Raw genomic sequence first — 24,062 nt, forward strand, 5'->3', positions numbered from 1 at the left:
TAACTCGCAAGGTTTTTAAAGGAAATCGTTACCCAAGCGAGCGCGAGGCTGCTCATAGCGTCAGGTAACTGATAAGTCGGCTCAGCAGACCGAGACCAATGGTCACTGCCAGCACCAGCACCAGGAGCATCCACGGCCGGAAAGGCCGGCGCTCGACTCGGTGTTGGGACAGTTGCAGGTACTCTTCGACATGCTTTTGGTCTTCGGGTTTCAGGCGGCTGGTCATATTGGCCTCGTCAGGTAGACGTTGCTGAATGGGCACACGCTACAGCGGTTTTTTATCCGGGGTTGAACGCAGCATAGCCGCTGTCCGGCACCGGTTCGACGCTGACCCGGTCATCGAGGCGAATGATCCCGCTTTGTAACACCCGTGCGGTAATTCCGCCATGTCCGCGCACCGCTTGAAAAGTGCCCGGGCCGAGATTGTTCTGCAGGCGTGCACACGGTTGGCACCAGCCAGTGGTTTCGAATATTGCCTGACCGATGCGAAAACGCCGACCCTTCAAACTAAACAGATTGATACCGCTGATGACCAGATTACGCCGCAAGTCTTCAGGCCTGACCGGATTGTCGTCAGGGCGGCCCATCAAAGCGTTGATCACTGCCAGATGCTCCCACTGAATCAGTGTCACCTGGCGCGCGTTGCGCACACCGGGGCGGGCATGATCGCCGGTCAAGCCGGCCTCCAGGCGCGCCTCCACGGCATCGAGCTCAAGCATCGGTCCGCGTGATTCGGGACGCACGCCGATCCAGCGCACTCGTCCGGTTTGCGGCACATCGGCAATCAATTGTTGAAGTGGCGTCACAGGCTGATCCCGACATCAAAGACGATGCTGCGCCCAAGATTGCTGCGCAGGAAATCCGGTGCATCCGGGTGTGCGAACAACACGCGGGCGAACGTCGGGCCGACCAGCGACAGCGAGCGCCAGCCCTGACGCAAATATTCGGTCGGTGGCGGGAAATGACTGTTCAGGTCGAGCACTTCGCGTTTGAGGCTGGCGAATGCAATGATGTCCAGTTCGCCCAGATCCATGCCGCGTTCCTTGTAGTTGTGGGCTTTCTTGCGCAGGGTCGGGGCCAGCCGCAGGAGAAATTCATTGGCCGGAATCCGCTTGGGCTTGGCTTCGCGGCGCACCAGTTGGCTGAGGGAAAATGCACTGCGGCGCCGCTGCAGTTCATCGCGCCATTCATCGTTGAGCCGACGACCTTCATCGAGCACAAAAAATACTTCGAAGTTGGCATCCCGAAACAGCACATCCGGCGGCTCACCGGCCGGCGCGAATTCGTCGGCGCGGTAGGGGATGTTGAGGCCTTGCAGCAGGCGTTGGCAAACCCAACGCTCACGCTCCCATTTGCGGGCATTGGACAGAAAGGCGTTGGCTTGCTCGGCCGCGATGGTCAGCAGGCGTAAGTAATCTGAGTCATCCATAAGCCCAAGCTTAGCGTTCAAATGCGACAAGCAGATAGCTTTGCATCGGCTGGTGCGCATGCGGTGGCGGTGTAGACTGCGACGAGGCGGTATGTCCATGGAGAAGGTGAGGGAATCATGATCGGTGCCGAACTGCTGTCCTCGGCGAGTCTGACGCTCGGCTGGCTGATTTATCTGCCAGTGCTGCTGTGGGCGATCATGCGCGCGCCGTGGGTCGAGCTGTTCAGTGACAACCGGCGTCAGCATTTGCTGTGCGCAACGGTGTTCGCCCTGTTCCTGCTCTGGCTGATGCGCCGGGACTTCGATACCGGCGTGTCCTATCACTTCCTCGGCATGACTGCGGTGACCCTGCTGCTGGATTGGCCGCTGGCGATCATTGGCGCGCTGGTGGCGCAAATCGGCCTGGTGCTGCTCGGGCGGCAGGATCTGGCGGCACTGGGGGTCAATGGCGCCTTGTTCATTTTGCTACCGGTGCTGGTTACCGAGTGCGTGGCCATCCTTGTCGAGCGTGCGCAGCCGCGCAATCCGTTTGTGTATATCTTCTGTTCCGGTTTTTTTGCTGCGGCATTGTCGGCGCTGTTGTGCCTGATCTTCAGTCTGACGCTGCTGTGGTTCGACGGCCTGTTCGCCATGCCGGAGTGGCTGGAAGATTTCATCGGCTATTTGTGGTTGATCATTTTTCCTGAGGCATTCATCAACGGCATGATCGTCAGTGCGCTGGTGGTGTTCAGCCCGGAATGGCTGGAGACGTTCAACCGTACGCGCTACCTCTCGGCGCCGTGGAACGACGACGATCGCAAGCCTTGATCCATATCAAATCCGCCATCGGCGGAAAATCCCATGCTCACGCAAATCCCTTCAGGAGCAGCGGCATGAGTGTGTACGAATGGGCGAGGCAGGAAACCCGGCAGAGTCTGGAGATGGCGCAGGAGGTCGGCTTTGACCCGGGGTTGAGCTTGCGCGCCTTGCTCAGTGCTGTGGTGCAACAGAGCAAGGCTGTGCGCAACGCCGAAGACCTGGCCGACGAGTTGCGTTTTCTTGCGGAAAACCTCGACGACGAACAGGACTACGGCTTCATGCGGCCCTGATCAGGCTCAGTGACGCGGATCGAAATCGCCGGAAAACAGTTCGTCTTCGGCATCCGGGGCGACCGGAATCTTGTGTTCTTCCGAGGCCCAGGCGCCGAGGTCGATCAGCTTGCAGCGGTCAGAACAGAACGGGCGAAACTTGTTTTCCGGGGTAAATTCCACGGGGGCGCCACAGGTCGGGCATTCAACGGTTGGGATCTGGCTCATGCTTGGCCTCCGGATAAAGTCAGGTAAAAGTGATGCAGACGCTCGATCTCGCTGTGCAGCCAGGCGAGGTCGCGGTCGTTGACCACTACGTCGTCGGCGCGGCTTACGCGGTCTTCGCGGCTCAGTTGGGCCTTGAGGATCGCCTGAACCTGCTCGGCGCTGGTCTGGTCACGTTGCAAGGTGCGTTCGATCTGCAGTGGTTGCGGGGCGTCGATCACCAGAATGCGCTGGGTCATGCTGTATTGGCCGGACTCGATCAATAGCGGCGAAACCAGAATCGCATAAGGCGATTTTGCCAGCGCCAGGTGATGGGCGATTTCCTCGGCGATCAACGGATGCAGCAGTGCTTCCAGCCAGCGCCGTTGCTCCGGCACTTCGAAGATCAGCTTGCGCAGGGCTGCGCGGTTCAGCGTGCCGTCGCTTTGCAACACCTGCGCGCCGAAATGATCGGCAATCTGCGCCAGCGCCGGACGCCCGGGCTCGACCACCCAGCGCGCTGCGTGGTCGGCATCGACGACATGCACGCCGAGGTCGATGAAGTGCTGTGCCGCCGCGCTTTTGCCGCTGCCGATGCCGCCGGTGAGGCCGAGAATCCAGGGTTTTTCCACAGGGGTATTCATTTCAAACCGACAAACTGCCAATAGAAGTCGGTTATTTGACCACCCCAGAGCAAGGCAATCCAGCCGGCAATGGCCAGATAGGGACCGAAAGGAATCGGCGTCGAGGTTTTCTGCTCGCGCAGGCGCAACACAATCACGCCAATCACGGCGCCGACCAGCGATGCCAGCAGAATGGTCAGCGGCAGAATCTGCCAGCCGCCCCACGCGCCCAGCAGCGCCAATAATTTAAAGTCACCGTGGCCGATGCCGTCCTTGCCGGTCAACAGCTTGAACAGCCAGAACACCGACCACAGCGCCAGATAACCAGCCACCGCACCCCACAATGCATCGTGCAACGGCACGAACAGCCCGAAGCTATTGACGATCAGCCCCAGCCACAACAACGGCAGCACCAGCACATCGGGCAGCAATTGATGTTCGGTGTCGATCAGACTCATCGCCAGCAAGCCCCAGGTGAGGAACATCAGCAGCCCCGCCTGCCAGCCGAAACCGAAATGCCAGGCAATGAAGGCCGACAGCACACCGCAGGTCAGCTCGGTCAGCGGGTAACGCTTGCTGATCGGTGCAGCACACGCCGAGCAACGCCCGCGCAAGCACAGATAACTCAGCACGGGAATGTTTTCCCAGGCGCGAATCCGGTGTGCGCAGTGCGGGCATTGCGAATGCGGCAGCATCAGGTTGTAAGTGGGTTGCGGCGTTTCGATCGGCAGGCCGAGCACGTCGTGTGCCTGCTGGCGCCAGTCGCGTTCGAGCATTTTCGGCAGGCGCCAGACCAGCACATTGAGGAAGCTGCCAACCACCAGCCCGAGCAACAGCGCGGCGCCGATAAAGGCCAGCGGATAGAGAGCGAACAGCTCGTCGAGGTACATGTCAGACCGCTGAGCCGAGCTGGAAGATCGGCAGGTACATGGCCACCACCAGACCGCCGACGACGACCCCCAGCACGACCATGATGAACGGCTCCATCAGGCTGGTGAGGTTGTCGACCATGTTATCCACTTCCTCTTCGTAAAAGCCGGCGACCTTGTCGAGCATATCGTCCAATGCGCCGGACTCTTCGCCGATCGCGGTCATCTGCACGGCCATGGTCGGGAAAACTCCGGTGCTGCGCATGGAGAAATTCAGCTGCATGCCGGTGGAGACGTCCTGACGGATTCGCAGGATGGCACGTTTGAACACGACATTGCCCGCAGCGCCCGCTACCGAGTCGAGGGCTTCCACCAGCGGCACGCCGGCAGCGAAGGTGGTCGACAGGGTCCGGGCAAAGCGCGCCACGGCAGACTTGTACATCAGCGTGCCGACCAATGGCAATTTGAGCAGCCAGGCGTCGCGGCGATCGCGCAACGCTTGAGACTTTTTCAGTGCATGGCGGGTGCCGAAGAACGCTGCGATCAGTGCGCCGAGAATCGCCCACCACCACGCCTGCATGAATTCAGACAGGCTGATCACCATCAAGGTGAACCCTGGCAACTCGGCGCCAAACCCGGAAAACACCGACTGAAACTGCGGCACCACTTTTACCAGCAGAATGCCGGTCACCACGGCTGCCACCAGGAGGACGGCGCTCGGGTAGGTCATGGCTTTCTTGATCTTGGCCTTGAGTGCTTCGCTTTTTTCCTTATAAGTGGCGACCCGTTCGAGCAGGGTATCGAGTGCGCCGGATTGCTCGCCGGCATCGACGAGGTTGCAATACAGCTCGTCGAAATACTGTGGCTTCTTGCGCAGCGCCGCGGCGAAGCTGTTACCGGCGGCAACCTCCTGCTTCACCTCGTCGATGACTTTGCGCATCGCCGGGTTTTCGAAGCCTTCGCCGATGATGTCGAACGACTGCAACAGCGGCACGCCGGCCTTCATCATCGTCGCCATTTGGCGGGTGAACAGGGCGATGTCCTGGGCCTTGATGCGTTTGCCGAAACTCAGCAACGATGCTGATTTCTTGCGCACCTTGCCCGGATTGATCCCCTGTTTGCGCAACTGTGCCTTGATCAGCGCCGCATTCTGCCCGCTCAACTCTCCGGTGACTTTGCTGCCTTTGCGGTCCGTACCTTCCCAAGCGTACGTGCTGGTTTTCGCTGCCTTGACCGCCATGTTCAATCCTTGGTGACCCGGTTGATTTCTTCCAGGCTGGTGGTGCCTTGCATGGCCTTGTGCAAACCTGCGGTGCGCAGATCGTCGAAGCCGTCGCGGCGCATCTGCATATCGATTTCCAGCGAGTTGCCTTCGGCCATGATCAGGCGTTGCAGCTCAGGCGTGTTCTTCACCACTTCATAAATCCCCACGCGTCCCTTGTAACCGTTGTTGCAATGATCGCAACCGACCGGCTCGTAGATCGTGAAACTGCCGATGCGTTCCTCGGGGAAGCCTTCCTTGATCAGGGTTTCGCGAGGCACTTCGATCGGTTTCTTGCAGTGGTTGCACAGTTTGCGTGCCAGACGCTGGGCAATGATCAGGCTGACCGAGGTAGCAATGTTGAACCCGGGAATGCCCATGTTGTGCAGGCGTGTGAGCGTTTCGGCAGCGCTGTTGGTATGCAGGGTCGAGAGCACGAGGTGGCCGGTCTGCGCGGCTTTGATGGCAATCTCGGCGGTTTCCAGATCGCGGATCTCGCCGACCATGATCACGTCCGGGTCCTGACGCAGAAACGAGCGCAGGGCCTGGGCGAAATCCAGCCCCTGGCGCGGATTGACGTTGACCTGATTGATGCCTTCCATGTTGATCTCTACCGGGTCTTCGGCGGTAGAAATGTTGATGTCGACGGTGTTGAGAATATTCAGCCCGGTGTACAGCGACACGGTTTTCCCCGAACCGGTGGGGCCGGTCACCAGGATCATGCCCTGCGGCTGTTTCAGCGCGGCCATGTACAACTCTTTCTGTTCCGGTTCATAACCGAGAGCATCGATACCCATCTGCGCGCTGGACGGGTCGAGAATCCGGATCACCACTTTTTCGCCCCACAGTGTCGGCAGGGTATTGACCCGGAAGTCGATCGACTTGCTTTTCGACAGGCGCATCTTGATCCGCCCGTCCTGCGGTTTGCGTCGCTCAGAGATATCGAGGCTGGCCATGACCTTCAGGCGCGCGGCGATGCGCCCGGCCAGTTGAATCGGCGGTTTGGCGACTTCACGCAGCATGCCGTCGGTGCGTACCCGCACCCGGTAGTTCTTTTCATAAGGCTCGAAGTGCAGGTCGGAGGAGCCGCTTTTGATCGCGTCGAGCAGCATCTTGTGAACGAAGCGCACCACCGGCGCATCGTCGGCATCGAGCCCGCCAATGGCGTCCTGTTTGCTGTCGCTGACGGATTCGACGTCAAGGCCATCGAGGTCGACGTCGGCCATTTCCTCGAGGCCGGTCGCGTGTGTATCGAAGAACTTGTCGATGGCATCGCTGAGCTTGTCGTCTTCGACCAGAATCGCTTCGGTGCTGAGGCCGGTGCTGAACTGGATATCGCTGATGGCCTGCTGATTGCTCGGGTCGGAGAGGCCGACAAAGAGTTTGTTACCGCGTCGCCACAACGGCAGGGCGCAGTGTTGGCGCACCAGTTTTTCGCTGACCAGGCCCTTGGGCTGGGTTTCCTTGTCGAGGCAATTGAGATCGAGCAGGGCCATGCCGAAGTGTTCCGAGGCAATCTCGGCGATCTGCCGGCTCTTCACCAGTTTGTTGTGCACCAGGTAGTTCACCAGCGACACGCGATTGCGCTGTGCCTGCTGCCAGGCTTGCTGGGCACCTTGTTCCGTCAGCAGTTCGGCCTGCACCAATTGCTTGGCCAGACCGCTCAGAGCGATGTCATTCATGTGGATTCCGCGTGCTTGGCGTTCATGACTTATAGCCTAGTCAAGTGACAGCGCCAAACACGGCCGATGCAGGTGACAAAAAGTGTCAGATAGTGCGGTTGCGGGTTGTAGGAAACGGCGCAGTGCGCAGTTCGCGCCCGGCAGGCAGGGCTCCGGGGCAGTGGCATGGCCTATGCTGGGTCTTTTTCAGATCATGAGATTTCCCCTCATGCATGGAGCGTGTCTATGAAAAAACAACAAGGTTTTACCCTGATCGAGCTGCTGATCGTGGTGGCGATCATCGGCATTCTGGCGACCATCGCCCTGCCGCAGTATTCGAAATATCAGGCGCGGTCGAAGGTGACGGCGGGGCTGGCGGAGATCAGCGCATTGAAGGTGCCGTTCGAGGACACCATCAACCAAGGCACCGCCCCTGACATAACCAATGTGAATGGCGGCACGACAACCACCTCCAACTGTACGTTGGCGGTTACAGGTACAGCTGCGACAGGTGCGGGCACGATTACCTGTACGCTGCTCAACGCTCCGGGGCCTGTCTTGGGTAAAACGATTACCCTCACTCGTTCTGGTGCGGCAACTGGAGCCACCTCAGGCTCTTGGACATGCGCATCGACAGTCAATAACGAATACGCGCCTAGAGGTTGTCCGGGTAGCGGTGCCTGATTTCTCGGAAGAGTCGAAAATGCCCTGCACAGCAGGGCATTTTTTATGGCGCAGCGCTTGAAAAAAGCTTCAATAATTTCAGCAGCTTATGAACTTTTCGAAAAACCGCAACTTGCATGCGAATAAACCGCGAGTCATGCATTTTGCATGAAATCGAAAATGAGCGAATTCTGTAAGCTGCTGTTTTTAAACGATTTATTAGGTTCGAAAAAGTTGGCACAGCGTTCGCAACTACCTTGGCAACCCTGCTGAAGAGATATCCCAGCAGACTTTCCAGAAAAACAGGAGTTACTCGTATGAAGAAGTTCGCTATCACTGCCGCTGCTACCGCTCTGACCCTGACCATGGCTGGCGGCGCTTTCGCCCAGACCACTCAGGCTACCCAGTCGCCAATGGTTCTGGCTGCTGGTGAAGTCACCGAGATGAAGCAGGACACTTCCGATACTTGGATCACCACCAAGGTCAAAGCTGATCTGGTTACCGAAAAAGGCATTCCAGGCACCGACATCAAAGTAGAAACCAATAAAGGCGTGGTATCCCTGTCGTCGACTACTGCAGTGACTGAATCGCAGAAAGACGTAGCCGTGGCCATCGCCAAGAAAATCAAAGGCGTTAAAGCGGTCTCCGCTGACGGCCTGAAAGCCGAGTAAGGCAAGGCTTCTCGCCTGGACCGGGAGAAGACGCGACAGACGGGCCGAGCCATACGTCTGCCGCACCTTTAGAGTTCATGCGAACGGTCACACGGAGGTGACCATTACAGGCCCCGGCACTTGTGTCGGGGCCTGTTCTATTTCAGGGGCGACCAAATCAAAGGTAGGAGTGAGCCTGCTCGCGATAGCGTTCTGTCAGTTGATCAAGCGTTGGCTGACAGGTCGTTATCGCGAGCAGGCTCACTCCTACAGGGGGATGGTGTTGGATCAGGGGCCGCGCTTGCTGTTGATCTGCCGCAAGCGGTTGCCCTCGAAGCGCAGGTATTGATACATGCCGTTGCTCGGGCCGTAGGTCCATTCCTCGACCTGAAACTCCTCGCGGCGGTTGGCGCTGCGCTTGTAGCCGAGCACGTCACGACTGACCGGCTCGCCGCACTTTTGCAGGACTTCGCTGCTGCGATCGCCAAGGCTGATCAACTGGCTGCCGCAGCGCAACGTGTCGGAAGCGCTGGCATGGCTGGCGGCACACGCCAGCACCCCTGCGACCAGCCATTTGCAACTCATCACTCGGCGTCCAGGTGCATTTGCGTCACTACACGACCGTCGCTTTCAGCTTCACCAAGGTTGGCGTCGATGAAATACACGCGGTCATCCTCAAGCTTGCCCTTGTCGACCAGGTAATCCTTGATGGTGCTGGCGCGGTCCTGGCCCAACTGACGCAGCAACACATCGCTGCCGCTCCAGAACTTGATCACGCCTTCGCGCATCTTCGCGGTGCGTTCTTCCTTGCCCAGATCCTTCCATTCGGCCGGTGGCTGGGTTTTCAGGCGGGTGCGATAGATGCCCTCCAGCAGCGGACCTTTTTCGCCGTCGGGTACTTGCAGCAGCGAGGCCTGGGCCGGGACTTTATCGCCACGGCGCTGGAGCATCTTGTAGTAGTTGTACTGGTATTCACGTTCCAGACGCTGCTCGGCGAGTAACGGACCATCGCTGCTTTTCGCAGCGGTGCCTTCGATTTCCAGACGCAGAGCCGGGCGCTCCTTGAGCGCCTGAGACAGCTTGACCAGTGCCGCTTCGGCGTCCTTGTTCAGCTCGCTGGAGCCCGGCGCGAAGGACACGGTACCGAGGTCTTCGGAGCCGCCACCACTGACCAGTCCGCCAATCATCTTGAACGGCGCGGCGGCGGCTTTGACGATCAGGTTGCGCAGGGTCTGCCAGACAATCGGCATCACGCTGAACTGCGGGTTGTTCAAGTCACCGGTGACCGGCAATTCAATGGAGATCTTGCCGTCGACGTCCTTGAGCAGGGCAATCGCCAGTTTCAGAGGCAGGCTGACCGCATCCGGGCTGTCGACCTTTTCACCGAGCTGCAATTGCTCGACCACCACTTTGTTTTCGGCTTTGAGCTGTCCCTTGGTAATAAGGTAATGCAGATCGAGATTGAGCCGACCCTTGCGGATTCGATAGCCGGCGAACTTGCCGGAGTAGGGCGTCAGCGTGGTCAGCTCGACGCGTTTGAAACTGGTGGCGATGTCGAGGCTGGCCATCGGGTCGAACGGGTTGACTGCGCCTTTGATGGTGACCGGTGCATAACGGTCGACCTTGCCTTTGATATCGACGCTGGCAGGTTTCGCCTGCCGACTGTCGATGGTGCCGATCTGACCGTTGAGCTGCTGCACGGCGGTGGCGAAGTTTGGCGTCAGGCTGAAGTCGGCGAAGTTGGCCGAGCCATCGTTGATCGCGATGGCGCCAATGTGGATGCCCAAGGGTTTTTCATTGCTCGCCGGTTTGGCTGCAGCGCTTTTTGTGCCGTTGTCGGCCGGTTGCGGAATCAGCAGGTCATCGACGTTGGTGCTGCGGTCATCGTTGATCATGAACCGCGCGTAAGGCTGGAACAGGTTGACCTTGTCGATCGACAGGCTGTCACCGTGCTGGTAATTCAGGCCTTCGACGACCACTTGCTGCCACTTGAGGAAGTCGCGGGTCTTCAGGGTGTCGAGGGTGTGTAATTGATCGATCTGCGCGCGCCCGGTCACGCTGAGGGCCAGCGGTTCGGTGCTCTTGAGATTGACCTTCAGATCGCTGCCGAGCATGCCGCTGCGCAGTTCCAGGCGAATGAACGGATTGATGTACGACTGGGCGACGCGCAGGTCAATGTCCTGGGTCTTGACGTTGAGTTGCGCGTTGACCGGAGCGAGGTTGAGCGTGCCGTCGGCGAAAATCTTGCCTTGCTTGCCGACGCCGCTGTCGAGCTTGAGCTTGAAGGGCGAACCATTGAGGCTGTCGAAATCCTGCAGATCGACGTTCAGCGGGGTCAGGTCCAGCGTCACCGGCGGTTGTGCAGATCGATCGGCGAGGTGCACGGTGTAGTTGCGCAACTGCACATCTTTGAGCAGCACTTGCCACGGTTTGCTTGGCGCCGCTGGTTCAGGCTTCGGTGAATCGGCTGCGGCCGGAGTACTGGCCGGTTCGGCAGCGGCTTTAGCCGCCGGTTTCGACGGTTGGCTGGCAAACAGTTTCTGCCAGTCCAGTTGCTTGTCGGCTTCGAGGGCGGCCCAGGTTTCGAGTTTCTGGCTGCGGATCTTGCCGACCACGACCTGTTGTTTGGCGAGGTCAACGCTGGTTTCGCTGACATCGAGACGTTCAAGTTTTGCCAGTGGGCGGCCGTCCGGGGCCTTGATGGCGAACGGCGCGATGCTCACCGCGACGTTATTGAGCAGCAGTTCGGTTTGTTTCGACAGGTTGAGTTTGTAATCGGTGCTGAGGCTGACCACGCCGTTTTCCAGCACCAGCGGCACCGCATCGCGCACATAGGGCCAGAAAGCTTTCATCTGGCCGTCGGTGACTTTCAGTGTGCCTTCGGAAGTGAACGGAATCAGGCTGAAATTACCGCTCCAGTCGATCCGCCCGCCGGCCGGGCCGATGGCGACCAGAGTCATGTCGGCACTGTCTTCGGGCAGGGTGCTGAGGTTTTTCAGCTCGAAACTGAGGTCATCGTAAAGAAATTCGATCGGCTCGCTCGGGCGCACATCCTGAAAGTGCACCACGCCGCTGGCCAGTTTGATGTTGTCGATACGCAGCGGGAACGGCTTGGCGTCGGGGTCGGCGGGCGTCGGTTCGCTGGCCGGCACATTGAACAGGCCGAGCAGGTTGAGCTTGCCGTCCTTGGCGAAGAGGATTTCGGTCTTTGGCTTGTCCAGTTCGATGTTCGCCAGATGCAGGGCTTTAGTCCACAGACTGTCGATCTGCAGGTCGGCGTACAGGCGTTCGAAGCCGACCTGCTCCTTGCCCGGCTCGCCGATGACCAGGCCCCACAGTGTGACTTCAAGGCTGAACGGGTTGAGCTCGATACGCTGGATGTGTGCAGGTACCGTCGCGTAGTTGGCGAGTTGCTGATTGGCTACCCGCAGCGCAATGCCCGGCAAAATCAGAAACCCCAGCAGGCTGTAGAGCGCCAGAGCGGTTAGCAAGGCGCCAATCGCGCGAATCAATCCTTTGGGCATGTGCGGCTTCATCTGTCTGAATCGGAGTGCCTTGGAGTATGGCACGCGATTCTGGTTCCGAAGTGCTTGATGTGGGGCAGGATTGTTCAGAAATATCGATCAACACATAACCCTGTGGGAGCTGGCTTGCCAGCGATTGCGGTGTGTCAGATAACAGTGATGTAGATTGACGTACCGTCATCGCTGGCAAGCCAGCTCCCACAGGTTATGGCTTGAGGGCTCAGAGCTGCAAGATCAGCGTCTTCAACGGCGGCTGCTGATCCATCGAGGGGAAATCGGCGCCCGGGGTCATCACGCTCCACTCGCGCACTGGCCGCCCGGCCTTTTCCGCGCAGCGCAAGACCTGTTCGCGCCAGTCGTCCATGCTGACCTTCGCCAGGTTGTTGCAGCAGATCAGCACGCCGTTGTCGGCGGTGGTCAGCAGGGCGGGTTTGAGCAGGCTTTGATAGTCGCGCAGCAGGTCGACCGTGCCGAACGCGCTTTTCGCCCACGCCGGTGGGTCGAGCAGTACCAGATCGTATTGGCGTTGTTCGAGGCGCTGATAGCTCGGCAGTTTTTGCCCGCGCCGCTGGCTGATCGGCAGACCGGCGAGTTGGCGAATCGCCGGGAAATAATCGGACTGGATGAATTGCATTTCAGGCAGCTGCGGGTTGAGCAGACCGTTTTCGCGACCGACCGCCAGATTGCCTTCGGCGAAATCCAGGTTGCACACCTCGCGCGCACTACCGGCCGCAGCGCTCAGCCCCACGCCGCAAGTGTAGGCGAACAGATTAAGCACCGATTTGCCCTTGGCGTGGTCCTTGACCCAGCCGCGGGTGTTGCGCAGATCGAGAAACAACAGCGGATCCTGCCCGGCATGGCGCCCGCGCACGCGATAGTTGAGGCCCCATTCGTGACCGACCAGATCCGCCAGCGCTGCCTCGTCAGCCTTATAGACGTGGTCTTCGCGATCGATGCGCGAGTTGCCTCGGGAACGGTCGTTGTAGACCAGCAGGGATTCAAAGCCCAAGGTCTGGTTGACCATGGCGTGCAGTTGCAGCAGGTCGTCGCGCTCCAGCGTCTGGTGGAAACTCTGCACCAGCAGTTGCGGGCCGTAGCGGTCGATGGTCAGCCCGCCCGCGCCTTCCTGGCTGCCATGGAACAGGCGATAGCAATCGGTGCCCTGGCTGTGCAGCTCAGACAGCAAGTCCTGACGTTGATCGAGGGCGGCGCGCAGCGCCTGATTCAAGGAAGACATGCGGGCGCCTTGCTGAAAAAACGCGAAGTCTATCAGCTACTAGCTTCAAGCGGCGAGCTGCAAGCTACAAGCTACAAGCCAATGCGGACCGCTTGAGCTTGCAGCTTGCAGCTCGAAACTTGCAGCTTTCAGTTGTTGAGCCGTTTATCAACCAGTGTCTGCACCACACCCGGATCAGCCAATGTAGAGGTGTCACCCAGGCTGTCGAGTTCGTTGCAGGCGATTTTGCGCAAAATCCGCCGCATGATCTTGCCCGAACGGGTCTTCGGCAGGACTGGCGCCCACTGGATCAGGTCCGGTTTGGCGAAGCTGCCGATTTCCTTGCTGACGTGCGCCAGCAAATCCTTTTTCAGATCGTCGTTCGCTTCGGTGCCGTCCATGGGCGTGACGAAGGCGTAGATGCCCTGGCCCTTGACGTCGTGCGGGTAACCCACCACGGCTGCCTCGGCGATGCTGTCGTGCAGCACCAGTGCGCTTTCGATTTCAGCGGTGCCGATGCGATGCCCGGAAACGTTGATCACATCGTCAATGCGCCCAGTGATCCAGTAATCGCCATCTTCATCGCGGCGCGCGCCGTCGCCACTGAAGTAATAGCCGGGGTAGGGCTTGAAATAGGTGTCGACCATGCGTTGCGGGTCGCCATAAACGCTGCGGATCTGCGCTGGCCAGCTGGACTTGATCGCCAGCACGCCGCTGCCGGCGCCGTGGATTTCCTTGCCGTGTTCATCAAGCAATACCGGCTGGACACCGAACATCGGTTGTGTGGCGCAGCCCGGTTTGATCCGCTGGGCACTGACCAGCGGGCTGAGCATGATGCCGCCGGTTTCGGTCTGCCACCAGGTGTCGACGATCGGGCAACGCTGTTCACCGACCACGTTGAAATACCATTCCCACGCTTCCGGGTTGATCGGCTCACCGACGCTGCCGAGTAATCTGAGGCTCTGCCGCGAAGTTTCCTTCAATGGCCCGGCACCTTCGCGCATCAACGCGCGCAGGGCGGTCGGCGCGGTATAGAAAATGTTGACCTGGTGTTTATCGATGACCTGCCAGAATCGTGCACTGCTCGGGTAGCTCGGCACGCCTTCGAACATCAGCGTGGTTGCGCCGTTGGCCAGCGGGCCGTAGACGATGTAACTGTGGCCGGTGACCCAGCCGACGTCGGCGGTGCACCAGAACACTTCGCCGTCACGATAGTCGAGCACGTATTTGAAGGTCATCGCCGCTTGCAGCAGATAGCCGCCGGTGGTGTGCAGTACGCCTTTGGGTCTGCCGGTGCTGCCGGAGGTGTAGAGGATGAACAGCGGGTCTTCGGCGTCCATCGGCTCCGGCGGGCAGTCGTCGCTGACTTCGCGCACGGCCTGGTGATACCAGAGGTCGCGGCCCTCGGCCCAATCGACCTCACCCTGGGTGCGCTCGACCACCACTACGGTGCTGACGTCAGGGCAACTTTGCAGGGCTTTGTCGACATTGTGTTTCAACGGCACGAACTTGCCGCCGCGTACGCCTTCGTCTGCAGTGATCACCGTGCGGCAATCAGCATCGAGAATACGGTCACGCAAAGAGTCGGGGGAGAAACCGCCAAACACCACTGAATGGATGGCACCGATCCGCGCGCAAGCGAGCATGGCGTAGGCCGCTTCCGGGATCATCGGCATGTAGATGCACACCCGGTCGCCTTTCTTCACGCCACGGCTTTTCAGCACATTGGCCAGTCGGCAAACGTGATGGTGAAGTTTTTTGTAAGTGATCTGCGCTGATTCGGCGGGATCGTCGCCTTCCCAGAGCAGGGCGGTCTGTTCAGCGCGTTGTGCGAGGTGGCGGTCGATGCAGTTGTAGCTGACGTTCAGTTTGCCCCCGGCAAACCAGGCGGCTTCACCGGTGTGCAGATCGCAGCGCTGCACGGTCTGCCACGGCGTGCTCCAGTCGAGGAAGCGCGTGGCCTGTTCGGCCCAGAAAGTGTCGGGGTGTTCAATGGATTCGCGGTACAGACGCCGATAATCGTCCTGACTCAACTGAGCAGCCCGGCGCACGGCATCGGCTTTGGGGAACGTACTGATATCGAACATGACGGTTCCTTATTCTTGTGGTGCGACAAGAATAAAGATGCGCCGAGAGCTCCGGAGGTTCAAGTCATCCACAAAACAACTGTGGGAGCGAGCCTGCTCGCGAAGGCGGCATGTCAGTCAACAATGATGTTGAATGAGCAACCGCTTTCGCGAGCGGGCTCGCTCCCACAGGGAACAGCGCTTGCCTGAAGGCTTATATCAACCGCGGTGACGGCCGCGGAAGTAGTTGATCAGGCCTTGAGTCGAGGCATCATCAGCCACGCTTTCGTCGCTGCCGACCAGGCGGTTGTAAACGCCTTTGCCCAGTTCCTTGCCCAGTTCCACGCCCCACTGGTCGAAGGCGTTGATGCCCCAGACCACGCTTTGCACAAACACCTTGTGTTCGTACATCGCCACCAGCGCGCCGAGGCGACGCGGGCTGATGCGTTCAACCACCAAGGTGTTGCTCGGACGGTTGCCTGGAATCACCTTGTGCGGCGCGAGTCTGCGCACGTCTTCTTCGCTCATGCCTTTGTCGCGCAGCTCGGCTTCGGCTTCCGGCTGGGTCTTGCCGAGCATCAGCGCCTGGCTCTGCGACAGGCAGTTGGCGTACAGCCACTGGTGGTGATCGGCGACCGGGTTGAAGCTGACGATCGGCACGATGAAGTCGGCCGGGATCAACTGGGTGCCCTGGTGCAGCAACTGGTGGTAGGCGTGCTGACCGTTGCAGCCGACGCCGCCCCAGATCACCGGACCGGTATCGGTCGACACCGAAGTGCCGTCCTGGCGCACGCTCTTGCCGTTGGATTCCATGTCCAGCTGTTGCAAGTGCTTGGTGATGTTGCGCAGGTAGTGGTCGTACGGCAGGATCGCGTGGCTTTGCGCACCCCAGAAGTTTCCGTACCACACGCCAAGCAGGGCCAGCAGCACCGGCATGTTCTGTTCGAACGGCGCGGTCTGGAAATGCTGGTCCATGGTGTAGGCACCGGACAGCAGTTCCTTGAAGTTGGACATGCCGATGGCCAGAGCGATTGGCAAACCGATGGCCGACCACAGCGAGTAGCGCCCGCCGACCCAGTCCCACATCGGGAAGATGTTTTCTTCGCGGATACCGAATGCCACCGCTGCAGCGTTGTTGCTCGAAACGGCGATGAAGTGACGATACAGCTCGGCTTCCGAGCCGCCCTGCGCCAGGTACCAGGCGCGTGCGGCCTGAGCGTTTTTCAGGGTTTCGAGGGTATTGAAGGATTTCGACGACACGATGAACAGGGTGGTTTCGGCGCGCAGCTTTTGCGTCAGCTCGTGGAACTCACTGCCATCGATGTTCGCCAGATAGTGGCAGCGCACGCCTTTCTGCGCGTACGACAACAGCGCTTCGGAAACCAGCTCCGGGCCGAGGAACGAGCCACCGATGCCGATGTTGACCACATCAGTGATCGGCTTCTCGGTGTAACCGCGCCACAGACCGTCATGGATGCGGCCGACCAGATCGGTGATCTGGTTGAGCACTTTGTGGACGTCCGGCATCACGTTGACGCCATTGACCGACAGCTTGTCGCCAACCGGACGGCGCAGGGCGGTATGCAGCGCCGGGCGGCCTTCGGAGGCGTTGACGATTTCGCCGTCGAACAGCGCTTTGATCGCGCCCTTGAGGTCGACTTCATTGGCCAGACCCACCAGCAGATTGCGGGTCTCGGCGTTGATCAAATTCTTCGAATAATCGAGAAACAGCCCGCAGCTGCTGAGAGTGAACTGATTGAAGCGCTGCGGATCGGCGTTGAAGGCTTCGCGCATGCTGAAATCCTGCATGGCTTGGCGGTGATCTTTCAACGCTTGCCAGGCAGGCAGAGCGGTAACGTCATGAGGAGTGCGGTAGTACGCCATCGCTGCGGTTTTCCTTTTTACTTGAACGGCCTTTTGAACACTGAACAGACCCGGCACGCCGCTGGTGAGGCGCGGGATCGACTGCATCGACACGATTTGCGGACACAGGGCGAATACAGTAAACCTCGCGCTGCGATCTGTCTTGACTTTGTCTGACCAGATCCCTGTACTTTTTTAACATCCGAACAGGGATTTGGCCGACAAACGGAGAAGGAGCGGGCGTTGCGGCGATTCAGGCGAGCTGAACGGGGATGGCGTTACTGGTGTGGCTCAGCTCGTTGCCGGGCGCCATATAGAGCATGCGCGGCTTGAAGTTGACCAGTTCGGCTTCGCTGTAATGCGCGTAGGCGCAGATGATCACGCGGTGACCGACGCTGGCCTTATGCGCAGCCGCGCCGTTGACTGAAATCATCCGCGAGCCTTCTTCGCCACGAATCGCGTAAGTGGTGAAGCGCTCGCCGTTATCGACGTTGTAAATCTGGATCTGCTCGTATTCACGAATGCCGGACAGGTCCAGCCATTCGCCATCGATGGCGCACGAACCTTCGTAATCGAGCACCGCATGGGTGACTTCCGCGCGGTGCAGTTTGGCCTTGAGCATGATCGCGTGCATTGGGGGCTTCCCGGGTTGGAATCGAACGGCGGGCAGTGTGCCCGAAGGCTTTGGGGGCGGCAATATGGCTGGAATGCAATCTTTCGGACCTTGAAAAACACTGTGGGAGCGAGCCTGCTCGCGAAAGCGTCGGATCAGTCGACATCGTTGTCAGCTGACTGGCACATTCGCAAGCAGGCTCGCTTCCACAGGGATATTGCGGCGGTGGTTTTAAGCGGGTGTATCGAGGTTCAGATGCAAATTATCGATCAACCGCGTGGTGCCGAGAAACGCCGCCACCAGAATCACCAGGTCACGATCCTCAGCCGTTGCCGGACGCAGCGTCAGACCGTGGCGAATTTCCAGATAATCCGGGCGCAGGCCAGCCGCTTCAAGCGCCTGCAACTGTGTACTGATCAGCGCCGGGTAGTCGCGTTCACCTTGCTTGATCGACTCGGCAATGCTGCTCAGCGAGCGGTACACCACCGGTGCCACCGCACGTTGCTCTTCAGTCAAAAAGCCATTGCGCGAAGACAGCGCCAGGCCGTCTGCAGCACGTACGGTCGGCTCGCCGATGATCTGGATCGGCATGTTCAGGTCGTGCACCAGCGCGCGGATCACCGCCAGTTGCTGATAATCCTTCTGGCCGAAAATCGCCAGGTCCGGCTGGACCATGTTGAACAGCTTGCTGACCACGGTCGCCACGCCCTCGAAGTGCCCGGGACGGCTGGCGCCACACAGGCCTTCGGACAATTGCGGCACGCTGACGCGGGTTTGGCCGGCCATGCCGTCGGGGTACATCTCTTCAACGGTTGGGGCGAACAGCAGCGAGCAGCCAGCCTCGAGCAGTTTTTCCTGATCGGCTACCAGCGTACGCGGGTATTTGTCGAGGTCTTCGCCGGCGCCGAATTGCAGCGGATTGACGAAAATGCTCGCAACGACGAAATCCACCCGTTGCGTGGCTTTGGTCACCAGCGCGACGTGACCGCTGTGCAGGTTACCCATGGTCGGCACGAAGCCGATGCGCTTGCCTTCGCTGCGCGCGCGGGCGACGGCGGCGCGCAGTTCACGTACGGTTTTGACGGTGTTCATGCGGAGAATCCATGTTCGATGCCGGGGAACGTGGTGGCTTTGACTTCGCTGACGTAAGCCTTCAGCGCGGACTGGATGCTGTCCTGGCCGTGCATGAAGTTCTTGACGAATTTCGGCACGCGACCGGTGATCGACAGGCCGAGCATGTCGTGCAGCACCAGAACCTGACCATCCGTGGCGTTGCCGGCACCGATACCAATGACCGGAATCTTCACCGCCTGGCTGATCTCCGCGGCCAGTTCACTCGGCACGCATTCAAGCAGCAGCATCGCTGCACCGGCCTGTTCCAGCGAGATCGCGTCGGCGCGCATCTGCCGCGCCTGGTTCTCGTTGCGGCCTTGCACTTTATAGCCACCGAGAATGTTCACTGCTTGCGGGGTCAGCCCCATGTGCGCGCAGACCGGCACACCGCGTTCGGCGAGCAGGCGAATCGACTCGGCCAGCCACAGTGCGCCTTCGACCTTGACCATGTGCGCACCGGCCTGCATCAGCGTGGCGCTGTTGCTCAGAGTCTGTTCGAGGGTGGCGTTGGCCATGAAAGGCAGGTCGGCCAGGATCAGCGCGTCGCTGTTGCCGCGTTTGACGCAGGCGGTGTGATAGGCCATTTCTGCGGTGGTCACCGGCAAAGTACTGTCGTGACCTTGCAGGACCATGCCGAGGGAGTCGCCCACCAGCAGCACTTCGACACCGGCCTGGTTGCAGGCATGGGCGAAGGTCGCGTCATAGCAGGTCAGCATGGTGATCTTTTCACCTTTCTGCTTGAGGCTCTGGAGCGTGGTCAGGGTAATGGCTGGCATGTAAAAAATCCTCGTTCAGGCGCTCTGGAAACTACAGCGAGTAACGCGCGTGATTCGTCATCTACTCAGGCGCACGCTCTTTTGTCGTGCTTATAAGGCCTGGATTGCGCCCGTATGTGCCGGGTTGGCGGCAGCGGGACGCCTATAGTCGTGAGGAGCCAAGCGGAAGTCAATTGCGTGTGTTACCGCATTGTTACGCGCACGGTGTTACCGGCGTTACTGATGCGATTCAGCGGCGCGGCGGGGCTGATTCGAGGATTTTTTGTCAGACAAGAATCGTGAATATGATGCGATCAACTGTAGGAGTGAGCCTGCTCGCGATAGCGGTGGGTCAATCAACATTTCCGTGACTGACCCACCGCTATCGCGAGCAGGCTCACTCCTGCAATCTGGATTTGCGTCAGGCTTGGAAAATGCGTTCCAGACCGACGAACGGGCAGGCGGCCAGCAAGTCTGTCAACGTGCGGCCGTCGGCCAGGCGCAGATCCTGCGGTGCCAGTTCGGCCAGCGGATAGAGCACGAACGCGCGTTCCTGCATCTGATAATGCGGAACCTTCAATCGTGGCTCGTCGATCAGGCGATCGCCGAACAACAGGATATCCAGATCCAGCGTGCGCGGGCCCCAACGTTCCAGACGTTCGCGGCCCTGATCGTTCTCGATTGCCTGCAATGCGTCGAGCAGCGTCAACGGCGCGAGGTCGGTGTCGAGCGCGGCAACGGCGTTGGTGTAACGCGGTTGGCCCGGCAGTAGCGAGTCGCTTTGATAGAACGCTGAAACACCGACAACGCGGGTGTGCGGCACTTGCCCCAGCGCCGCGACGGCGCTGCGCAATTGTTCGGCCGGGTCAGCCAGATTGCTGCCCAGGCCAAGGTAGACGCGTTCCATCGCCTTACTCGCCTGTAGCGCTCGGTGCGCCGGCGCGTTTGCGCTTGGCGCCGCTGCTGCGACGACGCTTGCGTGGCGCGCCGCTGGTGTCGTCACCTTTGCCGCCGAGGTCACGGATCATGTCGCGACGTTCGCTGTCATTGGCGTCCTGGTAGTCGGTCCACCATTCGCCGAGGCCGTCGGTTTCCTCGCCAGCGCTTTCACGCAGCAGCAGGAAGTCGTAACCGGCACGGAAACGCGGGTTGTCCAGCAGCAGGTCGGCGCGTTTGCCGCTGCGCCGTGGCAGACGCTCCTGCATGTCCCAGATTTCGCGGATCGGCATGGTGAAGCGTTTCGGAATGGCGATGCGCTGGCACTGCTCGGCGATCAGCTCGTGGGCTGCTTCCTGCATCGCCGGAATCGGCGGCATGCCACGTTCCTGCAAGCGCAACACTCGTGCTGGCAGCGCAGGCCACAACAACGCAGCAAAGAGGAACGCCGGGGTTACCGGTTTGTTCTGCTTGATGCGCAGGTCGGTGTTGGTCAGGGCTTCGCTGATCAGCGTGTGCGTATATTCCGGGTTGTATTCCAGCGCGTCGGCGCTGGCCGGGAACAGCGGGGCGAACAGTTGCAGATCGACGAGCATTTCGAAAGTGATCGCGCCGTGACCCGAGAGGAACAGCTTGAGCACTTCTTCGAACAGCCGCGCCGATGGAATCTCGCGCAACATCGGCGCCAGTTCGCGGATCGGCTGCACGGTGTGCTTCTCGATACCGAAGTTGAGCTTGGCGGCGAAACGCACCGCCCGCAGCATGCGCACCGGGTCTTCCTGGTAACGCTGCTTCGGGTCGCCGATCAGCCGGATCAAATGATTGCGGATGTCGTGCACGCCGTTGGCGTAGTCGAGGATGCGCTCGCTGACCGGATCGTAATACAGGGCGTTGATGGTGAAGTCGCGGCGTTGCGCGTCTTCTTCCAGGGTGCCATAGACGTTGTCGCGCAGAATCCGCCCGCTCTCGTTGCGCGAAGACTGGTTGCTGTCTTCCTCGTCTTCGTTGACCGGATGGTTGGCGCGGAAGGTCGCGACTTCAATGATTTCGCGACCGAAATGGATATGTACCAGCTTGAAGCGGCGGCCGATGATTCGCGCATTGCGGAATTCGGCACGCACTTGTTCGGGGGTGGCGCTGGTGGCGACGTCGAAATCCTTGGGCGTAATGCCCAGCAGCATGTCGCGCACGCAACCGCCGACCAGATAGGCCTGGTAACCGGCACCTTGCAGGCGTTCGACGATATTCACCGCATAGCGGCTGAATTGCGTTTTCTGCAGCGAGTGTTGACCGCTGTTGAGCACTTCAGGGGTGCTGCGGATGTGTTGCGTACGACGCACGGGAGTTCGGAATGACTGGAACAGCTTCTTCAGCATGGGATGCACTGTTTGAAGGAATGTTCGGCCATACCAAAGAATGACCGCATGATGGGCGCAGATTCTAGCATTTAGTCGAGGGATGGTGTAGGACACAGCAGATTCAAGCTGAAAGCCGCAAGCTACAAGGGTGGAGCGGGGGTGATCGGAGGATTTTTTACAGAAGGGAGAAACTACAAGGGGAGCCGAAGCTCCCCAAGAAGTAGTTGCGTGCTCTTTTTATTATTGATTCGGGCTTCTTGTTTTTGTTGAGTGCCCTCGCCACGAAGTGTTTCCTTCGTGACCCTCCCAATCGGGAGCCAAGAGCAAACGGATTGCTTTGGTCGCTGAATTGCAGTGATCTGTCGATCCAACCAGTACAGGCTCTGTCTTAGGACAGTTTTTGTTGTTCTCGGCCTGGTCGTGGGGCAAGCCCCAAATACAACGCCTCTCCAAAAGAATCAGTTAGCTGCGCCTCTCGCCGTCTTGTTTTTATTGTGCGTGAGTCGATTCGTCTTATTTTTATTGTCTTGTACATTGCTTGTTATTGTTCTTGTACCAAACATATAGCAGGGTGCGTGCCAACTTTTGCGAACCCCAGTGAAACAAGGGGTTAGGTCGATATAACCGTTTTGCAGGGGCGAAAAAAAGCCGGGGTTTCGTTACCGATAACCCCGGCTTCTGTTACGTGAATCGACTGCGGTAACAGTTTTTTCACAATCTCATGCGTTACCCGCGCACGCGACAGGTAACGTTCAGCTCTCGCTCGCCACCCCGGTTTTACGCCGCGGAATGCCCAGGCGCTGGCGGCGTTCCCACAGGCATTTGCGACTCACGCCCAGTTTGCGCGCCAGTTCAGTCTCGGTCATGTGGTCCTGATGCTCGAGGACGAAGTGCTGGAAGTAGTCTTCCAGCGACAGATCCTCGGTCGGCTCATGGCTGCTGTTGCTGGCGTTACCGCCGGTTTGCGGCGGCAGGCCGATGAACTCGTCGTCTTCCAGATCGCTCAGCTCGATGTCGATGCCCAGCAGGTCGGCCGAAATCTCCGGACTTTCACTGAGAATCACTGCGCGCTCGACAGCGTTCTCCAGCTCGCGCACGTTACCCGGCCAGGAGTAATGCCGAATGGCCTGTTCGGCATCGGCGGCAAATTTCAGGTCGGTACGGTTGATGCGCGCGCTTTGGCGGGCGAGGAAGGCATTGGCGATTTCGTTGACGTCGGCGCCACGCTCGCGCAGGGCCGGTAGTTTCAGGGCGATCACGTGCAGACGGTAATAAAGGTCTTCACGGAACTGGCCGATTTTCGCCAGACTCTTGAGATCGCGGTGAGTCGCGGCGATCAGGCGCACGTCGACTTTCTGCGACTGCACCGAGCCGACCCGGCGAATTTCACCTTCCTGCAAAACACGCAGCAGACGCGCCTGAGCTTCCAGCGGCAGTTCGCCGATCTCGTCGAGAAACAGCGTGCCGCCGTCCGCCGCTTCGACTAGGCCGGCACGCCCGGCGCTGGCGCCGGTGAACGCGCCTTTCTCGTGGCCGAACAGCTCGGACTCGATCAGGCTTTCCGGAATGGCCGCGCAGTTCACCGAGATCATCGGTGCCTTGGCGCGTTTCGACAGGTTGTGCAGGGCGCGGGCCACCAGTTCCTTACCGGTACCGGACTCGCCCTGGATCAGCACATTGGAATCGGTCGGCGCGACTTTGCGGATCTTGCTGTACAGATCCTGCATCGGCGGGCAGGAACCGATGATGCCGATTTCACCGTTGCTGTTATCCACAGAAGCTTTGCCGTTGCCAGTGGCAGGCTTGCTCGAGGCGGTTTCAGCGGCAGCAGGTGCCGACTGACGATCACGCAGGATGCGGGCCACCGCTTGCAGCATTTCATCGTGGTCGAAAGGCTTGGCGATGTAATCGACCGCGCCCATCTTCATCGAGTCGACCGCCGAGCGCAGGCTGGCGTAGCTGGTCATGATCAGCACCGGCGTGCCTTGGCCGAGCTTGATCAGCTCGGTGCCCGGCGCGCCCGGCAGGCGCAGATCGCTGACGATCAGATCGAACGTAGGAATGGTGAAGCGTTCTTGTGCTTCCTGCACTGAACCGGCTTCGCTGACCTGGTACTGGTTGCGTTCCAGCAGGCGGCGCAAGGCGGAGCGGATAATTGTTTCGTCTTCGACGATCAAAATGTGCGGCATTG

Annotated in this window: 23 protein-coding genes; 4 read left to right on the top strand and 19 right to left on the bottom strand. The window is 59.6% G+C overall.

The window, feature by feature from the left end:
- Positions 1 to 52: 52 nt before the first annotated feature.
- The 3 genes from M0746_RS01210 to M0746_RS01220 are packed head-to-tail and all read right to left on the bottom strand — an operon-like array spanning position 53 to position 1,429.
- Complete coding sequence (locus tag M0746_RS01210) at positions 53 to 226, bottom strand: DUF3094 family protein (RefSeq protein WP_127651957.1); 174 nt, start codon at positions 224 to 226, stop codon at positions 53 to 55.
- 52 nt (positions 227 to 278) lie between these two features.
- On the bottom strand, positions 279 to 806 hold the full coding sequence (locus M0746_RS01215; protein WP_093098226.1) for an MOSC domain-containing protein: 528 nt from the start codon (positions 804 to 806) through the stop codon (positions 279 to 281).
- Complete coding sequence (locus M0746_RS01220; protein ID WP_007909887.1) at positions 803 to 1,429, bottom strand: DUF1780 domain-containing protein; 627 nt, start codon at positions 1,427 to 1,429, stop codon at positions 803 to 805. The genes M0746_RS01215 and M0746_RS01220 overlap by 4 nt, the downstream gene beginning before the upstream one ends.
- Positions 1,430 to 1,546: 117 nt before the next feature.
- Between M0746_RS01220 and M0746_RS01225 the strand changes: the two genes are divergently transcribed.
- Positions 1,547 to 2,236 carry an energy-coupling factor ABC transporter permease gene (locus M0746_RS01225; RefSeq protein WP_258447972.1) on the top strand — a complete coding sequence of 230 codons (690 nt, stop codon included), beginning with the start codon at positions 1,547 to 1,549 and terminating at the stop codon, positions 2,234 to 2,236.
- Positions 2,237 to 2,301: 65 nt separating this feature from the next.
- Entirely contained in the window at positions 2,302 to 2,517 is a 216-nt protein-coding gene (locus M0746_RS01230; RefSeq protein WP_208939726.1) for a hypothetical protein, read from the top strand.
- 6 nt (positions 2,518 to 2,523) lie between these two features.
- On the opposite strand, the gene yacG is transcribed toward M0746_RS01230, so the two are convergent.
- The 5 genes from yacG to pilB are packed head-to-tail and all read right to left on the bottom strand — an operon-like array spanning position 2,524 to position 7,135.
- A complete protein-coding gene (yacG, locus tag M0746_RS01235) occupies positions 2,524 to 2,724 on the bottom strand; it encodes a DNA gyrase inhibitor YacG (protein WP_007959585.1) in 201 nt (66 codons plus the stop codon).
- Complete coding sequence (coaE, locus tag M0746_RS01240; protein WP_208939727.1) at positions 2,721 to 3,344, bottom strand: dephospho-CoA kinase; 624 nt, start codon at positions 3,342 to 3,344, stop codon at positions 2,721 to 2,723. The genes yacG and coaE overlap by 4 nt, the downstream gene beginning before the upstream one ends.
- On the bottom strand, positions 3,341 to 4,213 hold the full coding sequence (locus M0746_RS01245) for a prepilin peptidase (protein ID WP_258447973.1): 873 nt from the start codon (positions 4,211 to 4,213) through the stop codon (positions 3,341 to 3,343). The genes coaE and M0746_RS01245 overlap by 4 nt, the downstream gene beginning before the upstream one ends.
- Position 4,214: 1 nt before the next feature.
- Entirely contained in the window at positions 4,215 to 5,432 is a 1,218-nt protein-coding gene (locus M0746_RS01250) for a type II secretion system F family protein (RefSeq protein WP_258447974.1), read from the bottom strand.
- A gap of 2 nt (positions 5,433 to 5,434) precedes the next feature.
- The gene (pilB, locus tag M0746_RS01255) at positions 5,435 to 7,135 is read right to left on the bottom strand and encodes a type IV-A pilus assembly ATPase PilB (protein WP_258447975.1); all 1,701 of its coding nucleotides are present in this window, start codon (positions 7,133 to 7,135) and stop codon (positions 5,435 to 5,437) included.
- A gap of 225 nt (positions 7,136 to 7,360) precedes the next feature.
- On the opposite strand from pilB, the gene M0746_RS01260 reads away from it, so the two are divergent.
- Together M0746_RS01260 and M0746_RS01265 are read left to right on the top strand one after the other, a co-directional pair.
- Entirely contained in the window at positions 7,361 to 7,798 is a 438-nt protein-coding gene (locus M0746_RS01260; protein ID WP_208939731.1) for a pilin, read from the top strand.
- Between the two features lie 296 nt (positions 7,799 to 8,094).
- Positions 8,095 to 8,448, top strand: a complete 354-nt coding sequence (locus M0746_RS01265; RefSeq protein WP_090286366.1) for a BON domain-containing protein — start codon at positions 8,095 to 8,097, stop codon at positions 8,446 to 8,448.
- Positions 8,449 to 8,715: 267 nt separating this feature from the next.
- Here the strand turns inward: M0746_RS01265 and M0746_RS01270 are convergent, their stop codons facing one another.
- The 11 genes from M0746_RS01270 to M0746_RS01320 all read right to left on the bottom strand — a co-directional run bounded on the left by M0746_RS01270 (position 8,716) and on the right by M0746_RS01320 (position 24,060).
- Positions 8,716 to 9,012 (bottom strand): DUF2845 domain-containing protein, encoded by a 297-nt coding sequence (locus M0746_RS01270; RefSeq protein WP_208939733.1) that lies wholly within the window; start codon positions 9,010 to 9,012, stop codon positions 8,716 to 8,718.
- Positions 9,012 to 11,963, bottom strand: coding sequence for a DUF748 domain-containing protein (locus tag M0746_RS01275; protein ID WP_258447976.1), 2,952 nt, complete (start codon positions 11,961 to 11,963; stop codon positions 9,012 to 9,014). The genes M0746_RS01270 and M0746_RS01275 overlap by 1 nt, the downstream gene beginning before the upstream one ends.
- A 208-nt stretch (positions 11,964 to 12,171) precedes the next feature.
- The gene (locus M0746_RS01280; RefSeq protein ID WP_208939735.1) at positions 12,172 to 13,188 is read right to left on the bottom strand and encodes a class I SAM-dependent rRNA methyltransferase; all 1,017 of its coding nucleotides are present in this window, start codon (positions 13,186 to 13,188) and stop codon (positions 12,172 to 12,174) included.
- Between the two features lie 128 nt (positions 13,189 to 13,316).
- On the bottom strand, positions 13,317 to 15,254 hold the full coding sequence (gene acs, locus M0746_RS01285) for an acetate--CoA ligase (RefSeq protein ID WP_258447977.1): 1,938 nt from the start codon (positions 15,252 to 15,254) through the stop codon (positions 13,317 to 13,319).
- A gap of 198 nt (positions 15,255 to 15,452) precedes the next feature.
- Positions 15,453 to 17,117 (bottom strand): glucose-6-phosphate isomerase, encoded by a 1,665-nt coding sequence (gene pgi, locus M0746_RS01290; RefSeq protein WP_258447978.1) that lies wholly within the window; start codon positions 17,115 to 17,117, stop codon positions 15,453 to 15,455.
- Positions 17,118 to 17,349: 232 nt separating this feature from the next.
- The gene (gene panD, locus M0746_RS01295) at positions 17,350 to 17,730 is read right to left on the bottom strand and encodes an aspartate 1-decarboxylase (protein WP_093098254.1); all 381 of its coding nucleotides are present in this window, start codon (positions 17,728 to 17,730) and stop codon (positions 17,350 to 17,352) included.
- Between the two features lie 210 nt (positions 17,731 to 17,940).
- Positions 17,941 to 18,801, bottom strand: coding sequence for a pantoate--beta-alanine ligase (gene panC / locus M0746_RS01300; protein ID WP_258447979.1), 861 nt, complete (start codon positions 18,799 to 18,801; stop codon positions 17,941 to 17,943).
- A complete protein-coding gene (gene panB, locus M0746_RS01305) occupies positions 18,798 to 19,598 on the bottom strand; it encodes a 3-methyl-2-oxobutanoate hydroxymethyltransferase (RefSeq protein ID WP_090286350.1) in 801 nt (266 codons plus the stop codon). The genes panC and panB overlap by 4 nt, the downstream gene beginning before the upstream one ends.
- Before the next feature lie 400 nt (positions 19,599 to 19,998).
- On the bottom strand, positions 19,999 to 20,484 hold the full coding sequence (folK, locus tag M0746_RS01310; RefSeq protein WP_258447980.1) for a 2-amino-4-hydroxy-6-hydroxymethyldihydropteridine diphosphokinase: 486 nt from the start codon (positions 20,482 to 20,484) through the stop codon (positions 19,999 to 20,001).
- A 4-nt stretch (positions 20,485 to 20,488) separates the two neighbouring features.
- Entirely contained in the window at positions 20,489 to 21,889 is a 1,401-nt protein-coding gene (locus M0746_RS01315; protein WP_258447981.1) for a polynucleotide adenylyltransferase PcnB, read from the bottom strand.
- Positions 21,890 to 22,623: 734 nt separating this feature from the next.
- Complete coding sequence (locus M0746_RS01320) at positions 22,624 to 24,060, bottom strand: sigma-54-dependent transcriptional regulator (protein ID WP_258447982.1); 1,437 nt, start codon at positions 24,058 to 24,060, stop codon at positions 22,624 to 22,626.
- Positions 24,061 to 24,062 lie beyond the last annotated feature (2 nt).

It is taken from the genome of Pseudomonas sp. S11P7, from assembly GCF_023195435.1.
GTDB classification, from domain to species: domain Bacteria; phylum Pseudomonadota; class Gammaproteobacteria; order Pseudomonadales; family Pseudomonadaceae; genus Aquipseudomonas; species Aquipseudomonas fluorescens_G.

What these genes read in the sequence shown, in the direction of transcription:
- M0746_RS01320 (WP_258447982.1), bottom strand. Translation starts at nt 24,060, where the DNA reads ATGCCGCACATTTTGATCGTCGAAGACGAAACAATTATCCGCTCCGCC.
- M0746_RS01265 (WP_090286366.1), top strand. Translation starts at nt 8,095, where the DNA reads ATGAAGAAGTTCGCTATCACTGCCGCTGCTACCGCTCTGACCCTGACC.
- panC (WP_258447979.1), bottom strand. Translation starts at nt 18,801, where the DNA reads ATGAACACCGTCAAAACCGTACGTGAACTGCGCGCCGCCGTCGCCCGC.
- acs (WP_258447977.1), bottom strand. Translation starts at nt 15,254, where the DNA reads ATGTTCGATATCAGTACGTTCCCCAAAGCCGATGCCGTGCGCCGGGCT.
- M0746_RS01275 (WP_258447976.1), bottom strand. Translation starts at nt 11,963, where the DNA reads ATGAAGCCGCACATGCCCAAAGGATTGATTCGCGCGATTGGCGCCTTG.
- M0746_RS01260 (WP_208939731.1), top strand. Translation starts at nt 7,361, where the DNA reads ATGAAAAAACAACAAGGTTTTACCCTGATCGAGCTGCTGATCGTGGTG.
- pgi (WP_258447978.1), bottom strand. Translation starts at nt 17,117, where the DNA reads ATGGCGTACTACCGCACTCCTCATGACGTTACCGCTCTGCCTGCCTGG.
- M0746_RS01270 (WP_208939733.1), bottom strand. Translation starts at nt 9,012, where the DNA reads ATGAGTTGCAAATGGCTGGTCGCAGGGGTGCTGGCGTGTGCCGCCAGC.
- coaE (WP_208939727.1), bottom strand. Translation starts at nt 3,344, where the DNA reads ATGAATACCCCTGTGGAAAAACCCTGGATTCTCGGCCTCACCGGCGGC.
- pilB (WP_258447975.1), bottom strand. Translation starts at nt 7,135, where the DNA reads ATGAATGACATCGCTCTGAGCGGTCTGGCCAAGCAATTGGTGCAGGCC.
- M0746_RS01220 (WP_007909887.1), bottom strand. Translation starts at nt 1,429, where the DNA reads ATGGATGACTCAGATTACTTACGCCTGCTGACCATCGCGGCCGAGCAA.
- M0746_RS01230 (WP_208939726.1), top strand. Translation starts at nt 2,302, where the DNA reads ATGAGTGTGTACGAATGGGCGAGGCAGGAAACCCGGCAGAGTCTGGAG.
- panD (WP_093098254.1), bottom strand. Translation starts at nt 17,730, where the DNA reads ATGCACGCGATCATGCTCAAGGCCAAACTGCACCGCGCGGAAGTCACC.
- panB (WP_090286350.1), bottom strand. Translation starts at nt 19,598, where the DNA reads ATGCCAGCCATTACCCTGACCACGCTCCAGAGCCTCAAGCAGAAAGGT.
- M0746_RS01225 (WP_258447972.1), top strand. Translation starts at nt 1,547, where the DNA reads ATGATCGGTGCCGAACTGCTGTCCTCGGCGAGTCTGACGCTCGGCTGG.
- M0746_RS01315 (WP_258447981.1), bottom strand. Translation starts at nt 21,889, where the DNA reads ATGCTGAAGAAGCTGTTCCAGTCATTCCGAACTCCCGTGCGTCGTACG.
- M0746_RS01250 (WP_258447974.1), bottom strand. Translation starts at nt 5,432, where the DNA reads ATGGCGGTCAAGGCAGCGAAAACCAGCACGTACGCTTGGGAAGGTACG.
- M0746_RS01245 (WP_258447973.1), bottom strand. Translation starts at nt 4,213, where the DNA reads ATGTACCTCGACGAGCTGTTCGCTCTCTATCCGCTGGCCTTTATCGGC.
- M0746_RS01210 (WP_127651957.1), bottom strand. Translation starts at nt 226, where the DNA reads ATGACCAGCCGCCTGAAACCCGAAGACCAAAAGCATGTCGAAGAGTAC.
- M0746_RS01280 (WP_208939735.1), bottom strand. Translation starts at nt 13,188, where the DNA reads ATGTCTTCCTTGAATCAGGCGCTGCGCGCCGCCCTCGATCAACGTCAG.
- yacG (WP_007959585.1), bottom strand. Translation starts at nt 2,724, where the DNA reads ATGAGCCAGATCCCAACCGTTGAATGCCCGACCTGTGGCGCCCCCGTG.
- folK (WP_258447980.1), bottom strand. Translation starts at nt 20,484, where the DNA reads ATGGAACGCGTCTACCTTGGCCTGGGCAGCAATCTGGCTGACCCGGCC.